Origin of the sequence: Clostridium tagluense (assembly GCF_003865095.1) — a bacterium.
GTDB classification, from domain to species: Bacteria; Bacillota; Clostridia; order Clostridiales; family Clostridiaceae; genus Clostridium_AD; species Clostridium_AD tagluense.
This window is the reverse complement of record NZ_BHYK01000006.1, coordinates 101,549-122,165: the sequence shown is the minus strand read 5'-3', so window position 1 is coordinate 122,165 and position 20,617 is coordinate 101,549. Positions and strand designations below refer to the sequence as shown.

Genomic DNA, 20,617 nt, shown 5'->3' with positions numbered 1-20,617 from the left:
ATGAGGAATATTTTTTTGATAGCACAAAATATGTTTAAAATTATATTTAAAAAAAAATCTAATATAGTAGTATATATAATATTACCTATAGTTCTTGTTCTGATTTTTATGAGCTTGCAAGGGCCGTCTTCTGATTCTAAAGTATCCCTGGGAGTTATTAATAAAGATAATACAGAAATAGCTGTGGATATGCTTAAATATTTAGATTCTACTGAGAAATTTAAAATAGTGCCAATAAACGAAGAAAATTTAGAAGATAAAGTATCCAATGGGGATGTGCAATTTGCATTAATAATCCCTGAAAATATGAAGGAGAAAATATTAAAAAGGAACATGGAAAATATTCAAATAATATCTATAAAAGGTCAGGATGCTACTGTGTGGATAGAAAATTATATAGATATGTATATGGGAAATCTAATGAGTATATCAAAAGCTGCAAATGGAAAAGAAGAAGTTTTTAATAAAATATATAAAGGCTACTCAAAACAGGAGTTAACACTCCAAAGTAAATTTGTAACGGATAATACAAAGGGAAGAAGTTCAACACAAAATACAATGGGATTATTTATTATGGTAATGTTAATGGGAACAACTACAACCTCAACATTGATTTTAAAAGAAAAAAGAGAAAGAACCTACCAGAGGATATGTACTTCACCCGTAAGCTCAAAACAGTATATGACTTCCAATGTAATAGTAAATTTGTTTATTGTGTTTATTCAGATTACTATAGTTATGTTTTTAGCTACTAAAATTCTAAAATATAACATGCATGTACCAACTATGCAGTTACTAATTATATTAATGAGCTTTGGAGTAGTAGCTGTATCAATTGGGCTTGCAATAGTGGCATTTGCAAAATCTTCTGCATCAGCTAGTAATCTATCCACCTTAATAATTACACCTTCTTGTATGCTAGGTGGTTGTTTTTGGCCAGTTTCTATGATGCCAGAATATCTTCAAAGACTATCAGATTTCATTCCACAAAGTTGGGCGCTGGGAGCTATAAGAAAGCTTCAAACAGGAGCGCAGTTTAAAGATATATTGTGGAATATAACAATATTGTTAGGTTTTGCACTTGCGTTTTTTCTGATTTCAGTTTATAAAATAAAAAAAGATAGAAATGTAGAAAGATTCATTTAGGTGGGGACAGGTAACAACTAATTGATGTTTAAATGTTAAAAGGTTGGGGACAGGTAACAATTAATTCACCTTTAAGGTAGAGACAGTTAATAACTAATGCAAATTTAGAAGTATAAAGTTTGTTTAGTGCAATTCCTGTGATATAATAATAAAGTGAATTTGAGAAAAATTATGTAGTAATTTTTTAATATATAAATAAAAGGAGAAAAGTATATGCGCCTAAGAAAAAAATATTGGGCTAGGCCAGAGCTAGAGTCTAGCCATATTGTAGTAACAGATCATTATGTTCATAAAGGAAAATGGAATGACGAATTTAAAAATACTAATGAAATACATTTAGAACTAGGCTGTGGCATGGGTGGATTTATATCAGAAAAATCTAAGCAAAATCCTAATATTAATTTTGTAGGTATAGATTTAAAAGATGAGGTGCTAGTATTTGCCCTTAGAAAAGTAATAAAGGTAAGGGAAGTTAAAGGGTCAGAAAATCTAAATGTAAGACTTATGCCTCTAAATATAATGCTTATTGATGATGTTTTTGCAAAAGATGAGATAAGTAGAATTTATATAAATTTCTGTAACCCTTGGCCAAAGGAAAGACATAACAAAAGAAGATTAACTCACACTAAATTTTTAACAAATTATAAGAAATTCTTAAAGACAGGATCTGAAGTTTGGTTTAAAACAGATGACACAGAGTTATTTGAGGACTCAGTAGAGTATTTCAAAGAATGTGGATTTGAAATATTATTTTCAACCTATGACTTGCATAATAGTGATTTTAAAGAAAATGTAGTTACAGAGTATGAAGCTAAATTTGCGAGCCTGGGCATGAAAGCTATGTTTTTGAGGGCTAAACTAATATAGATAAATAATAATATAAACACAGTTAGAAGCACAATTGTCCACAGTAGAGCCATAAAATTTGGTTCTACTGTGGACAATTTTTCTTTTAGGGTACATTCAGTAATAAATCTCGAAATTCTAATGAATTTATTTAAGGGAAAGTGAGGATGATTAATTAATTTTAAATTTATTTATTTCTGACCCTAACTGCTCGGCTAAGATTTGTAGCTCACCTGAATGCTTTGTAAACTCTTCCATAGTGGCTGTTATTTCTTCTGTAGAAGCTGTAACTTGTTCTGAAGAGGCAGCTGTTTGTTCTGATATTGCAGAAATATTTTCGATTTCTAATACTGTAGATTGTTTTTTCTCATTTATATCAATAATAGATATTTTTACTTCATCAACTTTAGTAATCATTACTTCAATTGATTTTAGAATTTCACTAAATATCTCCTGGGTTTGAACTACCGCTAACTCTTGCTCATTTACTACAGTTTCAGTGGATTTAATAGCATTTACCGCTACATCTGACTTTTTCTGTATGCTTGCTATAATTGCCTTTATTTCTTCAGTTGAAGTTTTTGACTGGTCAGCAAGTTTTCTTATTTCGTTTGCAACTACAGCAAATCCTCTGCCGGCTTCACCTGCACGTGCAGATTCAATACTTGCATTTAATGATAAAAGATTAGTTTGCTCTGTTATATTGGCTATTGTTTCAGAGATTGCATTTATTTGCTTAGTGCTTTCATTCATATCTTGCACTATATTGTTAACCTCTGCAGTAGCTATCTTAGTCTTATTTGATTTCTCAATTAAGGTATTTACCATTAATAGGCCTTTTGAGCCTAAATCTTTAGTATTGCTTGAAATTTTGTCCATTTCATTAGAGTTAACACTGATTTTATCTATTCTGTTTGATAGGTCCTCCATTTGAGAAGCACCATTTTGAGCATTTTGAGCTTGATGCGTTGCACCTACGGAAACTTCCTCTATTGCACTTGCTACTTCACTTATAGAAGCGGTTACCCCCTCTGACATATTGGTAAGACTTGTTGATGTTAGAAGTACCGTCTTAGAAGAGTTTGTAACACTATGCATAAGATCAGATATATTTTTTATCATTAAATTAAAGGATATAGCTAAATCGTTAAATTCATCTTTTGTTGAAGCTTTAATAGACACCGTTAAGTCTCCATTTGATGCCTTAGCAAATACTTCTTTTAATTTCAGGATGTTATTAGATATCCCCTTGCTTAATAATAATGACATAAATATTGAAATTATTCCCATTACCAATATCATTAAAAAGGTTGTTTGTAAAATAGATTTTGTATCACTGGATAGTTCGCTTTCATCTAAAGTAGCTACGAGCTTCCAACCTGTTAATGCATTTGTTTGATAGACTCCAAATTTTTTAGTACCATTATCTTTATAATTAACAAAACCACTATTTTCTGATTTTGCTTTATTCCAAAAAGACAACTTGGAGGCTGCATTTGTGTTAATAAGCTCCTTTTGTGGATGAGCTAAAATGTTTCCTGATACATCCGAAATAAACACATATCCTGTACTACCTACTTTCTTTGTAGATATTCGCTGTGCAAGTGTAGTTAATGGTAAATCTATTCCCACAACGCCAACTACTTGTCCGCTTTTTTCTACTGTTATTGCAAGTGTAACAACATTGTTTCCAGTTCCCGGGTCTTTATATGCAGGAGTTATTATAACTTGACCTTTATGTTCTAAAGCTTGTTTATACCAAGGTCTTGTGGTTGCATCATATCCCTCAGGCATTTTATCATTAGGATATGTATCAAACTTGCCAGAGGCAGTTCCATAAGAGATACAAAGTATATCTTTGTTGCTTTCTTTTACGCCTTTTAATATATCAGGTATATATTTAGCATTATTACCTGTATCAACATTCACAAAATCATAATTGCTTGATACCATTAAAATCATATTAGAAAATCCATTAAAGTAATCAACTAATCCGTTGTTTATTTCTGTAAGCGTTTGGCTACTTGTGACTGTTAATTTTTTATTGAGAATTGACTTTGACTGATTGTAAGAGCCAAAACCTGTTATTATTAATGGAATTACACAAATTCCTACCAAACTAATAATTAATTTAGTACGAATGCTGTTCATTTTAAAACTTTTAAATTTCATATAATCTCTCCTTTTAAATTTGTCCAACACATAACATAATAAATTATTTCTCGAATGAAATCAACATAAATTAAAACATTTATAGCAAAAATTTGGATTTAAGTTAAAAAAAATAAAACAATGTAATTATAATTAAAAAATCAACAAGTGCAATTGCATAAGTAGCATTACAAGATAATATAATAGTTCAGAATGTATAAATATTAATAGTAAGGGGTTGGGAACTTGATTCAGGAAAATAAAAGAGTTTATGATAGTGAGATTAACCTAATAAAAATTTTAATTATCATCATAGTCTTACTATTGGGCATATATTTTGCACAGAGTACTACAGTTATTAAATTTGATTCTAGGATTATTAATGATTTTTCTACAATTTTTCTTAGTATAATCTTTGAAGGTATACCATTTATACTAATTGGGGCATTAGCTTCTTCTATAATTCAAATATTTGTATCAGAGGAAGCAATTGCTAAAATAATTCCTAAAAATAAATTTGTAGGAGTTTTAATTGCATCCCTAGTGGGACTTGTTTTTCCAGTATGTGAGTGTGCTATTGTTCCTATAACTAGGAGACTACTTAAAAAGGGTGTTCCACTAAGTATTGCAGTTACATTTATGCTATCAGTTCCCATAATGAATCCCGTGGTTTTATTGTCAACACATTATGCCTTTATGGGAATGTCATATATGGTAATAGCAAGAGCTATGTTTGGTATGGTTGGTGCTATAACAATAGGTGTTCTTATAGGGGTACTTCATAAAGATAGTCCTTTTAAGCCACAAGCAGTTAAAAAGCCTAGAGGAAGATTACATAAGGCTGATTGCGGTTGTGGACATCATACTCTGCAAAATCTTAAACATAATCATGATAACTGTTCTTGTGGACATAGTCATAATCATAGTAAAGCAGGCAATGTGATTATACGTAATATAGAGGAAATAATATCACATACAAGTGCAGAGCTATATGACATAGGTAGATTCTTTATAATGGGGGTTTTCTTATCTACATGTATGCAAGTTTTTATACCTAAAACATATATTTTATCAATAGGTGGTGGAGTGTTATCCTCTATAATAGTGATGATGGTGCTTGCTTTTGTATTATCAGTTTGTTCAGAAACAGATGCATTTATAGCTAGAGGTTTTTTAGGTCAATTTACCTCAGGTTCAATTTTAGGATTTTTAATTTTAGGGCCTATGTTAGATATAAAAAATACAATTATGCTTTGTGGAAGTTTTAAATTAAATTTTGTAGCCAAACTTATTTTTCTTATAATTACTATTTGCTTTATTTTAGCTGTTATAGCAAATATATTTCCTCTTGAGGTGTTAAGCAATGCTTTAACTTTATAGATAATTCTTTATATGGATAAATCTATAATAAGTAGCTACAAGGGATATATTAATTAATAATTATTATCCAATCACAGGATGCTATAAGGAGGAAAGGTTTGAAAAAGAAGTTAAATTTAAATGAATTCATATGGTTTCTTATACTCACAGGCTTCACTTGTTATTTTTATATGATAATAAGTACAAATAAAATAACTTTATTTGTACATCCCAAAATGGTTAAATACGTAAAATTTGCATTATACTTTTTTATTGCTTTGCTTATTTTCCAAGGAAAAAATATTTACGCAGTTAAAAAGGCTAAAAGGTTGAAAATTGGATATATCATGTTTTTAATCCCACTTGCTTTAGGATTTCTATTAAAACCGGTGGGTATGAGCACTTACAGCGCAATAAACAAGGGGTTTTCATTAACTTCACAGTTGAAAATTAGTAACTTAAAGCATAAACATAAAGTTCTAGCGGATGGAACAGAGGTATGTGGGCATAATGAAGAACACATTAATTCTATTGACAGCGCTAACGTTTCATTAAATAAGTCTTTAGAAAATATAGTAGCAGTAAAAGGTGGAACTATAGATATTACTAAAGAAAATTTTATAAAAACTTATGAAGATATATATGGAAATCCGCATAATTATGTTGGTAGAGTTATTAATACCAAAGGATTCATATATAAACAAAAGGGACTTAATGAAGGGGAATTTATATTATCTAGAATTATTGTAAGTTGTTGCGCTGCAGATGCACAGCCCTTGGGAATTTTGTGTGGTTATTCCGAGAAAAAATCATTCACAGAAGGCACCTGGGTAAATGTAGAGGGAACACTTGGGGAGCGAGAATATGTGGATTCTAAAAGTGGACAAATTACTGTGATTCCAATAATTAAAGTGAATAAAATAGAAAAAATAGATAAGCACAATAATGAATATATATATAATTAGTTGATTCCAAAATTCAAGAAACATATTAAAGGATATGAAAATCTTATTTATTGACATAACTGATGGAATGCTATAAACTTAACAATGTAGAAATACATTAAATATTGTGATTTTCAATAAATTTGATTTTATTATAGGATTTTTTTTGAAAAAGTGAATAGATATTTTTAGGTGCCTTTTATTAATTAAGCTACGTTAGTAGATTATTTAATAGGGTGAAAAGGGAATGTGGTTTAAATCCACAGCAGCCCCCGCTACTGTAATTGAGGACGAACCTTTTATAACCACCCGAAAGGGCAAGGGAAAGGGGAGAGTGAATCAAGAGCCAGGAGACCTGCCTAAATCAGTAATATTAAACTTTCGGCGGGAAAGAACTTGTAGAAATTAAGTTAGTGCAATGAAATTTTGTACATAACAGCAGGTGCGAAAGCTTGCTGTTTTTTATTTTGCATAAAAAAAGCATACAAGGAGGGACAGTAATGGCTAAAATAATGGTTCAAGGAACTGCTTCATCTGTAGGGAAAAGCATATTAGTAACAGCACTTTGCAGAATTTTTAAGCAAGATGGGTTTTCTGTATGTCCTTTTAAGTCACAGAATATGTCATTGAATTCTTATATTACATTGGATGGAAAAGAAATGGGGCGTGCACAAGTACTCCAAGCCTATGCAGCTGGGCTTGAGCCAGAGGTATTTATGAATCCAATTTTATTAAAACCTTCCTCAGATAAAAAGTGCCAAGTTATAGTTAATGGGAAGGTTTTTGGAAATAGTACAGCTATGGAATATCATAATATGAAAGTGGAATTTAAAGATATGTTAAAGATGCAGTTTGAAGAGTTAGAAAAGAAATTTGATATTATAGTAATGGAAGGCGCAGGAAGTCCAGCAGAAATTAATTTAAGAGATAGAGATATAGTAAATATGGGAATGGCAGAGCTTATAGATGCCCCTGTAATCCTGGCTGGAGATATAGATAAGGGTGGAGTATTTGCTTCTCTAGCAGGAACAATGCTTTTACTGAATGAGGAAGAGAAAAAAAGAGTTAAAGCCACTATTATAAATAAATTTAGAGGGGATATAGAAATCCTAAAGCCAGGTCTTACAATGCTAGAGGATATTATACATATCCCTTGCGCTGGAGTAGTTCCTTACTTTAGACTGGATTTAGAAGATGAAGATGGCACAGTAGAATTCAACAAAAAAATTACTGCACCTATTGATGTTGCAGTGATATGGTTGCCACATATATCAAACTTCACAGACTTAGATGCATTAAAGACTGAAGAGGATGTATCAGTTAGATTTGTTACAACTAAAGAAGAATTGGGAAATCCAGACTTACTTATAATACCAGGAACTAAAAACACCATTGAGGATTTAATCACGCTAAGAAAGTCAGGACTTGCAGAGGCCATTGTGAAATATAGCGTAGAAGGTAAGGTATTAGGTATTTGTGGAGGGTATCAAATGCTAGGGAATAGCTTAAATGATCCTTATGGCGTAGAAACAAATTTAGAAAAAATAGAGGGTTTGAAGCTTTTAGACATAGATACAGTATTCGAAGAAGAAAAAATAACTACAAGAGTAAAGGCGCGCAGCATCAATATGACAGCTATTGACGTAGTGAATAGTGATAATATTGAAGTCTATGGTTATGAAATACATATGGGGATTTGTAAGTATGGGCATAAGGCAAAACCACTCTTTGAAATATATGAAAAGAATAGTGAGCACTCTTCTTTAGAAGGTGATCATTCGTCTTCCTTTGACGGAGCAATTAATGAAGTCGGAAATATTATGGGTACATATATCCATGGAATTTTCGATGGAGTAGAATTTAGAGAATATATAGTAAATGCGCTAAGAGTAAAAAAAGCTATGGAGCCTAAAAAATCTAAGGTCTACGAAAGTTTAAGAGAAAAAGAAATAGACAAGCTAGCAGATATAGTGAGAGATAGTATAGACATGGACTCAATCTATAAAATCATGGGACTAAAAAAGCTGGGGACAGTTAACAACTAATTAAACTAAAAAGTGGGGGACAGTTAACAATTAATTGAACTAAGCTGAAAAATTGAAGACAGCTAACAACTTTATAAAAAATTAAAACATTATAAGATAGTGAGGAATTAATATGGAAATTCTATTTGCCATGAATGTAGTAGATTTAATATTAGCGGTTATTCTAGACTTATTAATTGGAGATCCATATTGGTTTCCACATCCGGTGATTTATATAGGAAAACTTATATCTGCATTAGATAATAGGGCTAGAAAGCTATGTAAAACCAATAAGCAAATTAAAGTTTTTGGGGGTGCCATTGTAGTCATAATAGCTTTTTCTAGTTTTTTAGTACCCTTTATAATTTTGAAGATTTCTAGTGATGTTTTTTTGATATATCATATTCTTAATATAATATTGCTTTGGACAACAATAGCGACTAGAGGACTTCATAAAGAGGGGAAAAAGGTATATGACTCCTTAGCTAAAAATGATATTGAAGACGCAAGAGTTAAATTATCTTATATTGTAGGTAGGGATACAAAATCTCTTAATGAATATGAAATAATAAGGGCAGATGTGGAGACTATTGCAGAAAATACAGCAGATGGTGTTATAGCCCCTATTCTTTATGCAATACTAGGTGGAGCGCCTTTAGCTATGATGTATAAGGGCGTAAATACTATGGATTCAATGCTTGGATATATGAATGAAAAATATAAATATATTGGATTCTTTCCAGCAAAAACAGATGATGTATTTAATTTTGTACCTGCAAGAATAACAGGATTTTTAATTTGTTTAGCAGCACCACTGGTTGGAGGGAATATTCTTGCCAGTATAAAAGTAATGATAAGAGATAGAAAAAATCATAAAAGCCCTAATTGTGCTTATCCAGAAGGTGCAGCAGCTGGGGCTATGAGAGTTCAGCTAGGTGGGACAAATATATATTTTGGAGAAAAAATGTACAAACCAACCATAGGAAATAAAATAAAAGAGTTAGGAAAAGAACATATAGTAGATACAATAAAATTAATGTATGGGTCAATGTTTTATTTAATAATACTATACGTATTATACGCAATATTAGTAATAGTGATGTGTTTTTGGAGATGATAAAATGATACAATTAATAGGACTAAAGCATGATGTGAAAATAGAAATCAGAGAAAAACTTTCAATTATACCAAAGCGTCAAGCAAAATATTTAGAAGCTCTTTTAAATATTTGTGAAGAGGCAGTTATTTTAAGTACTTGCAACAGGACAGAGATATATTTTGAATCTAAAGATGAAGATATTATAGGTAGAGTTTTTGAAGCATTAAATTGGGATAAGACTTTGATAAAGTGTGTAGAAAGTTATAAGGAAGAAAAAGCTATTAGGCACTTAATGGAAGTGGTTTGTGGATTTGATTCATTATTACTTGGAGAGGACCAAATTTTAGGACAAGTTAGGGACGCTTATGAAGCTGCGAAAGGTTCTAAAACAACTAAAAAGGAACTTCAAAGGCTTTTTGAAAATGCTATTGCCTGTGGCAAGGAATTTAGAACTAAATCTAAAATAAGTGATATACCAGTTTCCTCGTCTTCTATGGTAGTTAAAAAGGCTATAGGTAGGGGCCTTAAAAGCTTTATGGTTTTAGGCTGTGGAGCTGTAGGTGAATTAACCTCAAAATATATACTAGAGGGGAAAATCGATTTACTATATATTGCAGTTAGAGATCTTCAAAAGGTTAATATAGAAGATCCAAGAGTAAAAATGATACCTTTTAAGGATATACATAAGTATTATGAAGAGGTGGATTGTGTTATATCTTGTACATCGGCTCCTCATACTGTGGTCCACTTAAAGGAGTTACCTAATAAGCGCTTATTATTATTCGATTTAGCTGTGCCAAGGGATATTGAAGAAATAGTAAGTGAAAATCCTTTATATGAAGTATATGACATAGATACGTTAAAAGACATCCATGATGATAACTATAAAAAAAGAGAAGCCTCCATGAAGAATAACAGATACATTGTGGACAAAGCTGTAAAAGATTATATAGAATGGAAAACCATGAAAGAGCTATCATCCTTTATAAAAAGGATAAAACACAATGGTGAAGACATCTACAAAGAAAGATTAGATACTTTTAAGCACAAGAAAGAGACTAAAGATAATGAGAAATTAGCAGAGATACTTTTGAAGAGTACTTCAAATGCCTATATAAATAGAGCTATAGATGTCTTAAAGGAGGAACATTTGAAGGGGAGGGCTAAAGAATGTGTGGACATAATAAGCAGGATTTTTTAGCTTTAATTACTTTGCTAGCCAATAAAATTAATATTTTAGTAGATTTTTAACTACACAATTGTAGTGATTTTTCTACTGTAGTATAAAAACATCAAAAATTAATATTAAGAAAAGAGGAAACTAATATGAAGAATTTAGACATATTTAATGAATCAAAACAATACATGCCTGGTGGAGTTAATAGTCCAGTTAGAGCTTTTAAGGATTTAACTGTAAATCCTCCAATTATTAAAAAAGGTATGGGTGCATACATTTATGATGAAGAGGGAAACAAATACATAGATTTCGTATGTGCATGGGGACCTATGATACTTGGACATAGTGATAAAGAGGTAGTAAAAGCAATACAAGATACCTGTGCTGATGCTATAGCATTTGGTGCACCTACAGAATTAGAACTAAAACTTGCCAAACATATTTGTAGCACCGTGGATAATGTAGATATGGTAAGAATGGTTAACTCAGGTACAGAAGCTACAATGAGTGCAGTTAAACTTGCAAGAGGGTACACAGGAAAGGATAAAATAATAAAATTTGCAGGTTGTTACCATGGGCATGCTGAAGGATTTCTAGTTCAGGCAGGTTCAGGAGTAATTACAGCTGGCATACCTGGATCTGCAGGTGTTCCAAAAGAAAGCATCATAAATACATTAATAGCAAATTACAATGATATAGATAGCGTAAAACAAATATTTGAGAAATACGGGGATGATATTGCCTGCATAATAATTGAGCCAGTGGCAGGAAATATGGGAGTTATCCCTGCTGAAAAAGAATTTTTGTTAGAAATCAGAAGTTTATGTGATAAATACAAGAGCCTACTTATTTTTGATGAAGTAATGAGTGGATTTAGAGTAGCATATAAAGGCGCGCAAAGCATTTATGGAATAACGCCTGATTTAATAACTTATGCAAAAATCATGGGAGGCGGACTTCCTTGTGGTGCTTATGGTGGTAAAAAAGAGATAATGGAGAAATTATCACCTATGGGACCAGTTTATCAAGCCGGTACTATGTCAGGAAATCCTGTGGTAATGGCAGCTGGATACGCAACATTAACTAAGCTTTATAATAACCCAAGTCTTTATGAGCACATGGAGAAGCTGTGTAAAAAACTTGAAAAGGGACTACTAGAAATTGCAAAAGAAAACGGCATACCAATGGTAGTTAATAGATGTGGTTCAATGATTACACCTTTCTTTACGAAAAAGAAAGAAGTTAAAAATTTTGAAGATGCTAAAACTTGTGATGCTAAGATATTTTCAAAATACTTTGAGCATATGATAACAAATGGAATAAATGTTGCACCTTCTCAATTTGAGGCAACATTTTTATGTGTGAAACATACGCAGGAGGATATTGAGAGATTCTTAGAGGTATTTAAGAGTTTTAAATACTAGGGGACGGTTAACAACTATTTTATAAACAGTGAGGGACAGTTAACAACTAAATAGTTGTTAACTGTCCCTCACTTAATTTTGATTAAAGTGAATTAGTTGTTAACTGTCCCTGGCATTTAAGGTGAAGGTGAATTAGTTGTTAACTGTCCCCGCATTTAAATTAAAATAAAAACCCCCCTATTATTTCAAATTGAAAATTATCTTGAAATAATAGGGGGTTATATTTATACTTTTATTTTGAAGTCAAATAGCCTTCAGCCATTAAAAGTTCAGCTGTAAGAACTGCTCCACCGGCTGCACCACGTAGAGTATTATGTGATAGGCAAACAAATTTGTAGTCAAACAAACTATCTTCTCGTAGTCTTCCAATTGATATGCCCATGCCTTTTTCAATATTTCTATCTAGCCCAGTTTGCGGTCTATCATTTTCCTCAAAGTAGGTTAAAAATTGATTAGGGGCATTTGGGAGTTTTAAAAGTTGAGGTTTTCCCTGGAAACTTGCCCAATGCTGCAAAATAGTTTCTTTAGATGGTTTATCTTCAAAGGAAACAAACACTGCAGCTAAGTGTCCATCTGACACAGGAACACGTATGCATTGAGTTGAAATAATAGGATCCACAGCATTAACCACCATATCATTTTCTATATGACCCCAAATTTTTAGAGGCTCCTGCTCACTCTTTTCTTCTTCTCCACCTATATAGGGTATTACATTATCATTAATTTCTGGCCAGTCTGAAAATATTTTTCCAGAGCCAGATATAGCTTGATAGGTACAAACTAATATTTTTTTAGGCTTATATTGCATAAGTGCACTTATAGCAGGAACATAACTTTGAATTGAGCAATTAGGTTTAGCAACAATAAAGCCTCTTTTAGTTCCTAGACGCCTGCGTTGAACCTGAATTAATTCAAAATGGTCAGCATTTATTTCTGGAATAACCATTGGAACATCGCTAGTATGTCTATGTGCAGAGTTATTTGAAATTACAGGAGTTTCAGCTTTTGCATATTTTTCTTCGATTTCTCTAATTTCATTGGCAGGCATATTGACAGCGCAGAATACAAAATCTACTTCACTGCTTATTAAATCTACTTGATCTATATTTTTTATTACTATACTTTTAACACTGTCTGGCATTGGAATATCTAATTTCCATCTATTATTTACAGCTTCAAAATAAGTTTTACCCACAGAGTTCTCACTAGCAGCAATAACAGCTATTTCAAAGTAAGGGTGATCTGCTAGCAGTGTAACAAGACGTTGACCAACAAATCCAGTTCCACCTAGTAAACCAACTTTTAATTTTTTATCCATTGTATTGATACCTCCATATTTTAATGATGTATATTTGTGATAACATATAAATGCTATACTTATATATATTCAAATCCACGTTACAAAGTTAATAATAAATATATAAAATTATATACAGTTTACTATTATTAATGATTATAATGTTAAAAAGTATATACTTCAAGTAAAAAATTATATAGAATAGATATGTACTTAAATTTATGTCTTGACAAAGAAGCTATAAGTTATATAATTTTTTTAGAAGATGTCTAAGAGAAATGGGGAATAAAGTTGGTTAAAAATGATAAAAATAAGATAAAGCTATATGGGTTTAACAATTTAACAAAATCATTAAGTTTTAATATTTATGATATTTGTTATACAAGGACGGAAGAAGACCGCAAGAAATATATAGAGTACATTGATGAACAATATAATGCTGAGAGATTAACAAAAATTCTTACTGATGTTACTAACATAATAGGCGCTAGCGTACTAAACATTGCCAAGCAAGACTATGACCCTCAGGGAGCAAGTGTAACACTACTTATTTCAGAGGAAGAAATTCCACTATATATGGTTGACCCTTCTTGTAATAGAGGGGTTTTAACTCCAATTCGTGAGAATATTGTGGCTCATTTAGACAAAAGTCATGTGACGGTACATACTTATCCTGAAAGTCATCCTCAAAACAATATAAGCACCTTTAGAGTGGACATAGATGTAGCAACATGTGGAACTATATCCCCATTAAAAGCTCTAAACTATTTAATAGGTAGCTTTGATTCTGATATTATTACTATTGATTACAGGGTTCGTGGCTTTACTAGAGATATGGATGGTAAAAAGCATTTTATAGATCATGAAATTAATTCTATACAAAATTATATAGCAAGTGAAACTATAAATAGATACAATTTAATTGACATGAATATATATCAATCTAATATATTTCATACAAAAATGATATTAAATGATTTTGAGCTTGATAATTATTTATTTGAGATTACAGAAAAAGATTTAAATAATGATGAAAAATGTGATATTATAAAGAAATTAAAAAAAGAAATGGTGGAAATATTTTATGGTATGGACATTTCTAATGGGTAACTTCTTTAAAACCCACTAAATCATTTTAATTAAAGACTTCAAAAGGAGATTAATACTCCCATTGAAGTTTTATTTTTTTTGATTCTATAGATATTATTTGTAGGGGTCAAAGCCTCTAATTATGTAAGCTAAGAAATTTACTCAAAAATGTAAAAAAAATCTTTTGTTTATTCTAAATATGATGGAATATAAAGGGTTATAAATGATAAATAGGAACAAATATGGTATAATAAAAGCAAAAAACAAAAAAGGTAGGAGTTGTACATGCGTTGGTTAGAAATCACAAGGGGTAATCCTTTAAAAGGTAGTATCACTATACCTGGGTCAAAAAACAGCTCGTTGCCATTACTTGTTGCGTGTTGTTTATGTGATGAAGTGGTTATATTAAAAAACATACCTAATATTTCTGATGTTAGCTTAGTATGTGATATTGCTAAGGATATTGGGATGAAGATAATAATTAAAGAAGATAAATTAATACTAGATCCATCTAATATTAATAGTGCAATTATAGACCATAGTAAATCTGCTGACTTTAGAGCCTCTTATTATTTTGCCGGAGCATTGCTAGCAAAATTTAAAAGGGTTTCTATAGGATATCCAGGAGGCGATGATTTTGGGTCAAGACCTATTGATCAACATATCAAAGGGCTTGAAGCATTGGGCGCAAAATTTAATTTCTATAAGGATTATTATGTGGTCCAGGCAAATAAACTTATTGGAGCAGATATATATTTAGATGTAATTTCAAGCGGAGCAACTATAAATATAATGCTTGCAGCTGTACTTGCGCAGGGCAAAACAATATTACGAAATGCGGCTAAGGACCCGGAAGTTGTTGATGTGGCTATATTTTTAAATGAAATGGGCGCTTTCGTTAAGGGTGCTGGAACAGACATAATTACTATTGAAGGTGTAAAATCACTAGGTGGAGGTACCCACTGCGCTATTCCGGATAGATTAATTGCTGGGTCGTATCTAATGGCAGCAGCTATAACAGGAGGGGATATTAAAGCTTCCGGTATTATACCTGAGCATTTGATATCCTGCACAGCAAAGCTTGAGGAAGCAGGGGTATGTATAGAAGAAGGAAATGATTTTATAAGAGCATATACACAAGGGAAAATTCAGGGTGTAAATGTTAAGGCCACTATGTATCCCGGATTCGCAACGGATCTGCAACAGCCACTAACTGCCCTGCTTATATTAGCAAGCAGTCACAGTGTTATTGTTGATAAGGTTTATCCAGGAAGATTTAATCATTGCCAGGAGTTAAATCGCATGGGAGCAGATATTATTATAAAACAAGGAAGTGCAATAATTCCTGGTAATAGGTCTTTAAAAGGCGCCTGGGTTAACGCTTCAGATGTAAGAGCTGGAATATCTCTTATTTTAGCTGGATTAATTGCAGAAGGTACAACCTATATTACTGGGGTGGAACATATTGAACGTGGATATGTGAATATTGTTAAGGATTTCCTATCACTGGGTGCGAATATTAAATTAGTTGAAACTGATCTGGAAGAAAATAAAGAGGATGATATTTGCTAAGGAATGTGGCAGAAAATCAAAAAATAGATATTAAAAAATTATAAATATTATTAAACATAGATACCACTACATCTTTAAATTAAGATGTAGTGGTTATTTTTTTAATAGAAATGGCATACAATAATATTAATAAAATAAATTTAGAGGTGATTGAATAGCAAGTCGTTATGATTGTTATTCTTATTTTACTGTGTCTAAAAATCTGAGATTTTCAATATAAGCTATGTTAATCTTCAAGAACTAAGGAGTTCATGCCTTTTTTTTTATTGCCCTGTGAAAGCCTTAAAATCACACTTTTTTCTGAAATGAATTTATTTGTATAAGGTAGAATTGTTTCATTAAAACGCAAGGGCACAATTATGTGTTCCTATTACAAATTATAATTTATTGAGGAATGCTAAGCTAGAAAATCGTTCAAACTAAAACATTGCATAAATTCAAATAAAATACTTATATTATAGATAAAAGATGGTAAAATTAAATAAAATATAAAATTCCAATTATTTAATGTTTTTTTTATGGTTTTTTGATAATAATATGGTATAATTTGAAATATATTATTTAAATATTCTAACAAATTATAGAAAAGAAATTTTCTTTTCATTATTAAAAATTTAAAAAATATAGAACATTATTTTTTACTGATATGGTTTTAAATTTTATTTATTGTAAACTATTGTATGTTAAATTATTAACAGAAGTTTAAAAAGGGGGAGAACTAGCATGTTAAAAAAAGAAATGATAGCTATGATACTCGCAGGAGGCCAAGGGTCAAGACTAAAACAATTAACAAAAGTCATAGCAAAGCCAGCAGTACCCTTTGGAGGAAAGTATAGAATTATTGATTTTTCTTTAAGTAATTGTTCTAATTCTAATATAGACACCGTAGGAGTTCTTACTCAATACCAACCCTTGACTTTAAACGCTCATATAGGCATAGGTGCACCTTGGGATTTGGATAGAAGAAATGGCGGCGTAAGTATGCTTGCCCCTTACCAAAGCGAAGACGGAGGCAATTGGTACAATGGTACGGCAGATGCTATATATCAAAATACAAATTACATTGATAGTTATGATCCAGAATATGTACTTATTTTATCAGGAGATCATATTTATAAAATGGATTATTCCAAAATGCTAGATTATCATAAAGAAAAAGCTGCAGATGTTACTATTGCAGTATTAGAAGTATCAAAGGATGAGGCCAGTAGATTTGGAATGATGAACACTCGGGAAGATAATACTATTTATGAATTTGAGGAAAAACCAGAAAACCCAAAAAGCAATTTAGCATCTATGGGAGTTTATATATTTAATTGGTCTGTTCTTAAACAACTTTTAAAAGAGGACAACCTTGATAAAAGTTCTAGTAATGATTTTGGTAAGAATATAATACCAAAAATGATAGAAAATAATCAAAAGCTATATGCCTATCCCTTCAAAGGATATTGGAGAGATGTTGGTACTATTGAAAGCTTTTGGGAAGCCAATATGGATTTACTATCTGAAGACAATGATTTGAATATACATGACGCTAAATGGAGAATATATACAGTTAATGCTATGTTGCCACCTCAATATATTGGACCTGATGCTAAGATAAGTAATGCCATGGTAAATGAGGGTTGTACTGTTTTTGGAGAGGTAAGCAATTGTGTGCTTTTTCAAGGAGTACATGTAGGCAAAAATACAAAAATAACCAATTCGGTTATTCTGCCAAATACTAAAATAGGAAATAATGTGGTTATTGATAAAGCAATTATCGGAAGCAATGTTTGCATAAGACGTAATTCACACATTGGCAATGGAGAAGATATTATTGTTATAGAAGAAGGAAAGGACATTAAAGTTGATTCGAAAATATTAACTAAATTATAAATTGAGGTAGGTGCCAGTATGCTTAAAAACTACATAGGAATATTAATGCTAAATGAGAATGAAGATAATATTAAAAGTCTTACAAAATCAAGGCCCATAGCATCTATACCTATAGGCGGAAGATACAGGATTATTGATTTTGTGCTTTCAAATATGGTCAATTCAGGTATTTATAATATAGGTGTGTTTGCTAACACAAAAACTAGATCATTAGTGGACCATTTAGGCTCAGGCAAACCTTGGGACTTGGATAGAAAAATAAACGGGCTATATTTATTTAATTCAACAACAGATGGATCTAGGTTAAGGGATATAGATGCATTAAGTGAGAATATAGAATATATTCGTAGAACAAAGCAAGACTATGTAATAATATCTTCTTCTTATATGTTATGTAACATGGAGTATAATGAGGCTGCTAAGTTTCACGAAGAGTCAGGTAGTGATATAACCTTATTATATAAAAAAACAAATAATGGAAAAAAACATTACATAGATAACAATACACTTTATATTAATGAGGAAAATAAGGTTTTGAGCATTGGTAAAAACATTGGAGCAGAGGACAAACTAAATATATCCATGGAAATGTTTATAATGAAAAAAAGCACCCTCATAAACATTATAAACAATGCAGTTCAGACAGGATATAATAATTCCATAAAAGCAGCTATTTATAATAGTGTTTCTAAGCTTAATGTAAATGCATTTGAGTTTAAAGGATACCTTCAATGTGTGAATTCTGTGAAAAATTATTACAAAACTAGTATGGATATGCTAAATGGAAAAGTAACCAAGGAATTATTTTTTAACAATGGGTTAATTAATACAAAGAGTAAAGATGGAGCACCTACTAAATACTTTAATGAGTCAAAAGTTAGAAATGCATTGATATCCAATGGATGTATTTTAAAAGGAAGTATAGAAAATAGTATAATTTCAAGAAGAGTAATAGTTCATGCTGGTGCAGAACTTAAAAATTGCATAATATTTGAAAGTTGTGAAATCAAACAAGGATGTAAATTAACTAATGTTATTCTTGATAAGAATACTATTATACATGAGAATACAGTATTGAAAGGAGATGAAGATTTCCCAGTTGTTATAGAGAAAAAATCCAGATTAGAATAATAAAAAAACTAAGGGGGGTTTAGTATGAAAGTATTATTTGTGGCTTCAGAAGCTTATCCTTTTATAAAAACTGGAGGTCTGGGGGATGTAGCATATGCGCTACCTAAGGCATTAAGGAAGATGGGTATTGATGCAAGAGTTATTATACCAAAATATAGTACCATTCCACTGTCCTTTAAAAATTGCATGGAAAATCTAGCTAGTTTTACTGTGCCAGTTGGGTGGAGGAATCAATATTGTGGTTTGAAATACTTAACTTATGAGGATATGCCTTACTACTTTGTAGATAATGAATACTATTTTGAGAGACCTGAGATATATGGATGTTATGATGATGGAGAGAGATATTCTTATTTTTCAAAAGCCGTATTAGAATCTATAAAGCATATGGGAGATTTTGTGCCAGATATAATTCATTGCAATGATTGGCACTCCGGAATTTTGCCGGCACTGCTTAAAGATAGCTATAGTGATGATGAAATGTACAGTGAAATAAAAAGTGTATTCACTATTCATAACTTAAAATATCAAGGAGTATTTCCAAAAGAAATACTTGATGAGTTATTAAATTTAGATGAGGGGTATTTTAGTGATGATGCACTTAAATTTTATGATGCTATATCCTTTATGAAGGGCGGAATTGTTTTTGCAGATGCAGTAACGACTGTAAGTGAAACTTATGCAGGGGAAATACAGACTCCCTTTTATGGTGAAGGACTAGATGGGTTATTGCGCTCAAAATCAGAAAAACTATATGGCATAGTAAATGGTATAGATTATGAACTCTACAATCCTAAAGTTGATAAAAAAATATTTTACAATTTTGATTCAGACTCTATAAAACAAAAGGTGAAAAATAAATTAAAACTTCAAAATCAACTATCCTTCACCGTAAATGAAAATATACCATTGGTAGGAATTGTAACTAGACTAGTAAAACAAAAGGGTTTAGATTTAATAGTTGCGAAACTCCAAGAACTCTTAAGCCTTCCTATTCAAATAGTATTGCTTGGCAATGGCGATGGGTACTATGAAGATATATTCCAATATTATGCGTCTATATATCCAAGCAGGATATCAACAAATATTGTTTTTGATGAGGTTCTAGCACAGAAAATATATGCTGCTTCAGACATATTTTTAATGCCATCATTATTTGAACCTTGTGGTATTGGTCAGCTTATAGCATTAAAATATGGAAGTATTCCAATTGTACGTGAAACTGGAGGGCTAAAGGACACAATTATACCTTATAATAAATATACTGGTACTGGCAATGGTTTTTCTTTTGAAAATTACAGTAGTGATGAATTAATGGACACCATAACTAGTGCTCTAAATTTATATAACGACAAAGATTCTTGGAATAAATTAGTTAAAAATGCTATGATTTCAAACAATAGTTGGGAAAATTCAGCTAAAAATTATATGGATTTATATAGTAATTTAACAGATTAAGATTTTATTTGTTGTAGATTTT

At 31.2% G+C, this 20,617-nt stretch carries 15 protein-coding genes and 1 riboswitch; of the genes, 13 read left to right on the top strand and 2 right to left on the bottom strand.

Translation table 11 applies throughout. The annotated features are described in order from the left end of the window. Both Ctaglu_RS07185 and trmB read left to right on the top strand, forming a co-directional pair. Positions 1-1,146 (top strand): ABC transporter permease, encoded by a 1,146-nt coding sequence (locus Ctaglu_RS07185; protein ID WP_124999540.1) that lies wholly within the window; start codon positions 1-3, stop codon positions 1,144-1,146. Between the two features lie 213 nt (positions 1,147-1,359). Then, positions 1,360-2,013 (top strand): tRNA (guanosine(46)-N7)-methyltransferase TrmB, encoded by a 654-nt coding sequence (trmB, locus tag Ctaglu_RS07180; protein WP_124999538.1) that lies wholly within the window; start codon positions 1,360-1,362, stop codon positions 2,011-2,013. A 150-nt stretch (positions 2,014-2,163) separates the two neighbouring features. Here trmB and Ctaglu_RS07175 read toward each other — a convergent pair whose 3' ends face one another. Beyond that, positions 2,164-4,164 carry a methyl-accepting chemotaxis protein gene (locus Ctaglu_RS07175; protein ID WP_124999536.1) on the bottom strand — a complete coding sequence of 667 codons (2,001 nt, stop codon included), beginning with the start codon at positions 4,162-4,164 and terminating at the stop codon, positions 2,164-2,166. A gap of 228 nt (positions 4,165-4,392) precedes the next feature. Between Ctaglu_RS07175 and Ctaglu_RS07170 the strand changes: the two genes are divergently transcribed. From Ctaglu_RS07170 to hemL, 6 genes are all read left to right on the top strand, one after another. After that, positions 4,393-5,523, top strand: coding sequence for a permease (locus tag Ctaglu_RS07170; RefSeq protein WP_124999688.1), 1,131 nt, complete (start codon positions 4,393-4,395; stop codon positions 5,521-5,523). A 98-nt stretch (positions 5,524-5,621) separates the two neighbouring features. Next, positions 5,622-6,467 carry a TIGR03943 family putative permease subunit gene (locus Ctaglu_RS07165; RefSeq protein WP_124999534.1) on the top strand — a complete coding sequence of 282 codons (846 nt, stop codon included), beginning with the start codon at positions 5,622-5,624 and terminating at the stop codon, positions 6,465-6,467. A 152-nt stretch (positions 6,468-6,619) separates the two neighbouring features. Further along, positions 6,620-6,823: riboswitch (cobalamin riboswitch) on the top strand. 123 nt (positions 6,824-6,946) lie between these two features. Next, a complete protein-coding gene (locus tag Ctaglu_RS07160; RefSeq protein ID WP_124999531.1) occupies positions 6,947-8,491 on the top strand; it encodes a cobyric acid synthase in 1,545 nt (514 codons plus the stop codon). Between the two features lie 112 nt (positions 8,492-8,603). After that, on the top strand, positions 8,604-9,587 hold the full coding sequence (gene cbiB, locus Ctaglu_RS07155) for an adenosylcobinamide-phosphate synthase CbiB (protein ID WP_124999529.1): 984 nt from the start codon (positions 8,604-8,606) through the stop codon (positions 9,585-9,587). Between the two features lie 4 nt (positions 9,588-9,591). Further along, positions 9,592-10,770, top strand: coding sequence for a glutamyl-tRNA reductase (gene hemA, locus Ctaglu_RS07150; RefSeq protein ID WP_124999527.1), 1,179 nt, complete (start codon positions 9,592-9,594; stop codon positions 10,768-10,770). A 125-nt stretch (positions 10,771-10,895) separates the two neighbouring features. Then, a complete protein-coding gene (gene hemL, locus Ctaglu_RS07145; protein ID WP_124999525.1) occupies positions 10,896-12,170 on the top strand; it encodes a glutamate-1-semialdehyde 2,1-aminomutase in 1,275 nt (424 codons plus the stop codon). Between the two features lie 232 nt (positions 12,171-12,402). On the opposite strand, the gene asd is transcribed toward hemL, so the two are convergent. Beyond that, complete coding sequence (gene asd / locus Ctaglu_RS07140; RefSeq protein WP_124999523.1) at positions 12,403-13,488, bottom strand: aspartate-semialdehyde dehydrogenase; 1,086 nt, start codon at positions 13,486-13,488, stop codon at positions 12,403-12,405. Between the two features lie 270 nt (positions 13,489-13,758). On the opposite strand from asd, the gene speD reads away from it, so the two are divergent. From speD to glgA, 5 genes are all read left to right on the top strand, one after another. Next, positions 13,759-14,577: an adenosylmethionine decarboxylase gene (gene speD, locus Ctaglu_RS07135; RefSeq protein WP_124999521.1), complete on the top strand. Its 819-nt coding sequence runs from the start codon at positions 13,759-13,761 to the stop codon at positions 14,575-14,577. Positions 14,578-14,841: 264 nt separating this feature from the next. Then, positions 14,842-16,128 (top strand): UDP-N-acetylglucosamine 1-carboxyvinyltransferase, encoded by a 1,287-nt coding sequence (gene murA, locus Ctaglu_RS07130; RefSeq protein ID WP_124999519.1) that lies wholly within the window; start codon positions 14,842-14,844, stop codon positions 16,126-16,128. Between the two features lie 723 nt (positions 16,129-16,851). Next, entirely contained in the window at positions 16,852-18,006 is a 1,155-nt protein-coding gene (locus Ctaglu_RS07125) for a glucose-1-phosphate adenylyltransferase (protein WP_124999517.1), read from the top strand. A gap of 18 nt (positions 18,007-18,024) precedes the next feature. Beyond that, complete coding sequence (gene glgD, locus Ctaglu_RS07120) at positions 18,025-19,137, top strand: glucose-1-phosphate adenylyltransferase subunit GlgD (protein WP_124999515.1); 1,113 nt, start codon at positions 18,025-18,027, stop codon at positions 19,135-19,137. A gap of 24 nt (positions 19,138-19,161) precedes the next feature. Further along, entirely contained in the window at positions 19,162-20,595 is a 1,434-nt protein-coding gene (glgA, locus tag Ctaglu_RS07115; RefSeq protein WP_124999513.1) for a glycogen synthase GlgA, read from the top strand. The last annotated feature ends 22 nt before the right edge of the window (positions 20,596-20,617 follow it).

Excerpts from the sequence above, each read along its gene's own strand:
- Ctaglu_RS07185 (WP_124999540.1), top strand. The coding sequence starts at position 1 with ATGAGGAATATTTTTTTGATAGCACAAAATATGTTTAAAATTATATTT.
- trmB (WP_124999538.1), top strand. The coding sequence starts at position 1,360 with ATGCGCCTAAGAAAAAAATATTGGGCTAGGCCAGAGCTAGAGTCTAGC.
- Ctaglu_RS07175 (WP_124999536.1), bottom strand. The coding sequence starts at position 4,164 with ATGAAATTTAAAAGTTTTAAAATGAACAGCATTCGTACTAAATTAATT.
- Ctaglu_RS07160 (WP_124999531.1), top strand. The coding sequence starts at position 6,947 with ATGGCTAAAATAATGGTTCAAGGAACTGCTTCATCTGTAGGGAAAAGC.
- cbiB (WP_124999529.1), top strand. The coding sequence starts at position 8,604 with ATGGAAATTCTATTTGCCATGAATGTAGTAGATTTAATATTAGCGGTT.
- hemA (WP_124999527.1), top strand. The coding sequence starts at position 9,592 with ATGATACAATTAATAGGACTAAAGCATGATGTGAAAATAGAAATCAGA.
- hemL (WP_124999525.1), top strand. The coding sequence starts at position 10,896 with ATGAAGAATTTAGACATATTTAATGAATCAAAACAATACATGCCTGGT.
- asd (WP_124999523.1), bottom strand. The coding sequence starts at position 13,488 with ATGGATAAAAAATTAAAAGTTGGTTTACTAGGTGGAACTGGATTTGTT.
- murA (WP_124999519.1), top strand. The coding sequence starts at position 14,842 with ATGCGTTGGTTAGAAATCACAAGGGGTAATCCTTTAAAAGGTAGTATC.
- Ctaglu_RS07125 (WP_124999517.1), top strand. The coding sequence starts at position 16,852 with ATGTTAAAAAAAGAAATGATAGCTATGATACTCGCAGGAGGCCAAGGG.
- glgD (WP_124999515.1), top strand. The coding sequence starts at position 18,025 with ATGCTTAAAAACTACATAGGAATATTAATGCTAAATGAGAATGAAGAT.
- glgA (WP_124999513.1), top strand. The coding sequence starts at position 19,162 with ATGAAAGTATTATTTGTGGCTTCAGAAGCTTATCCTTTTATAAAAACT.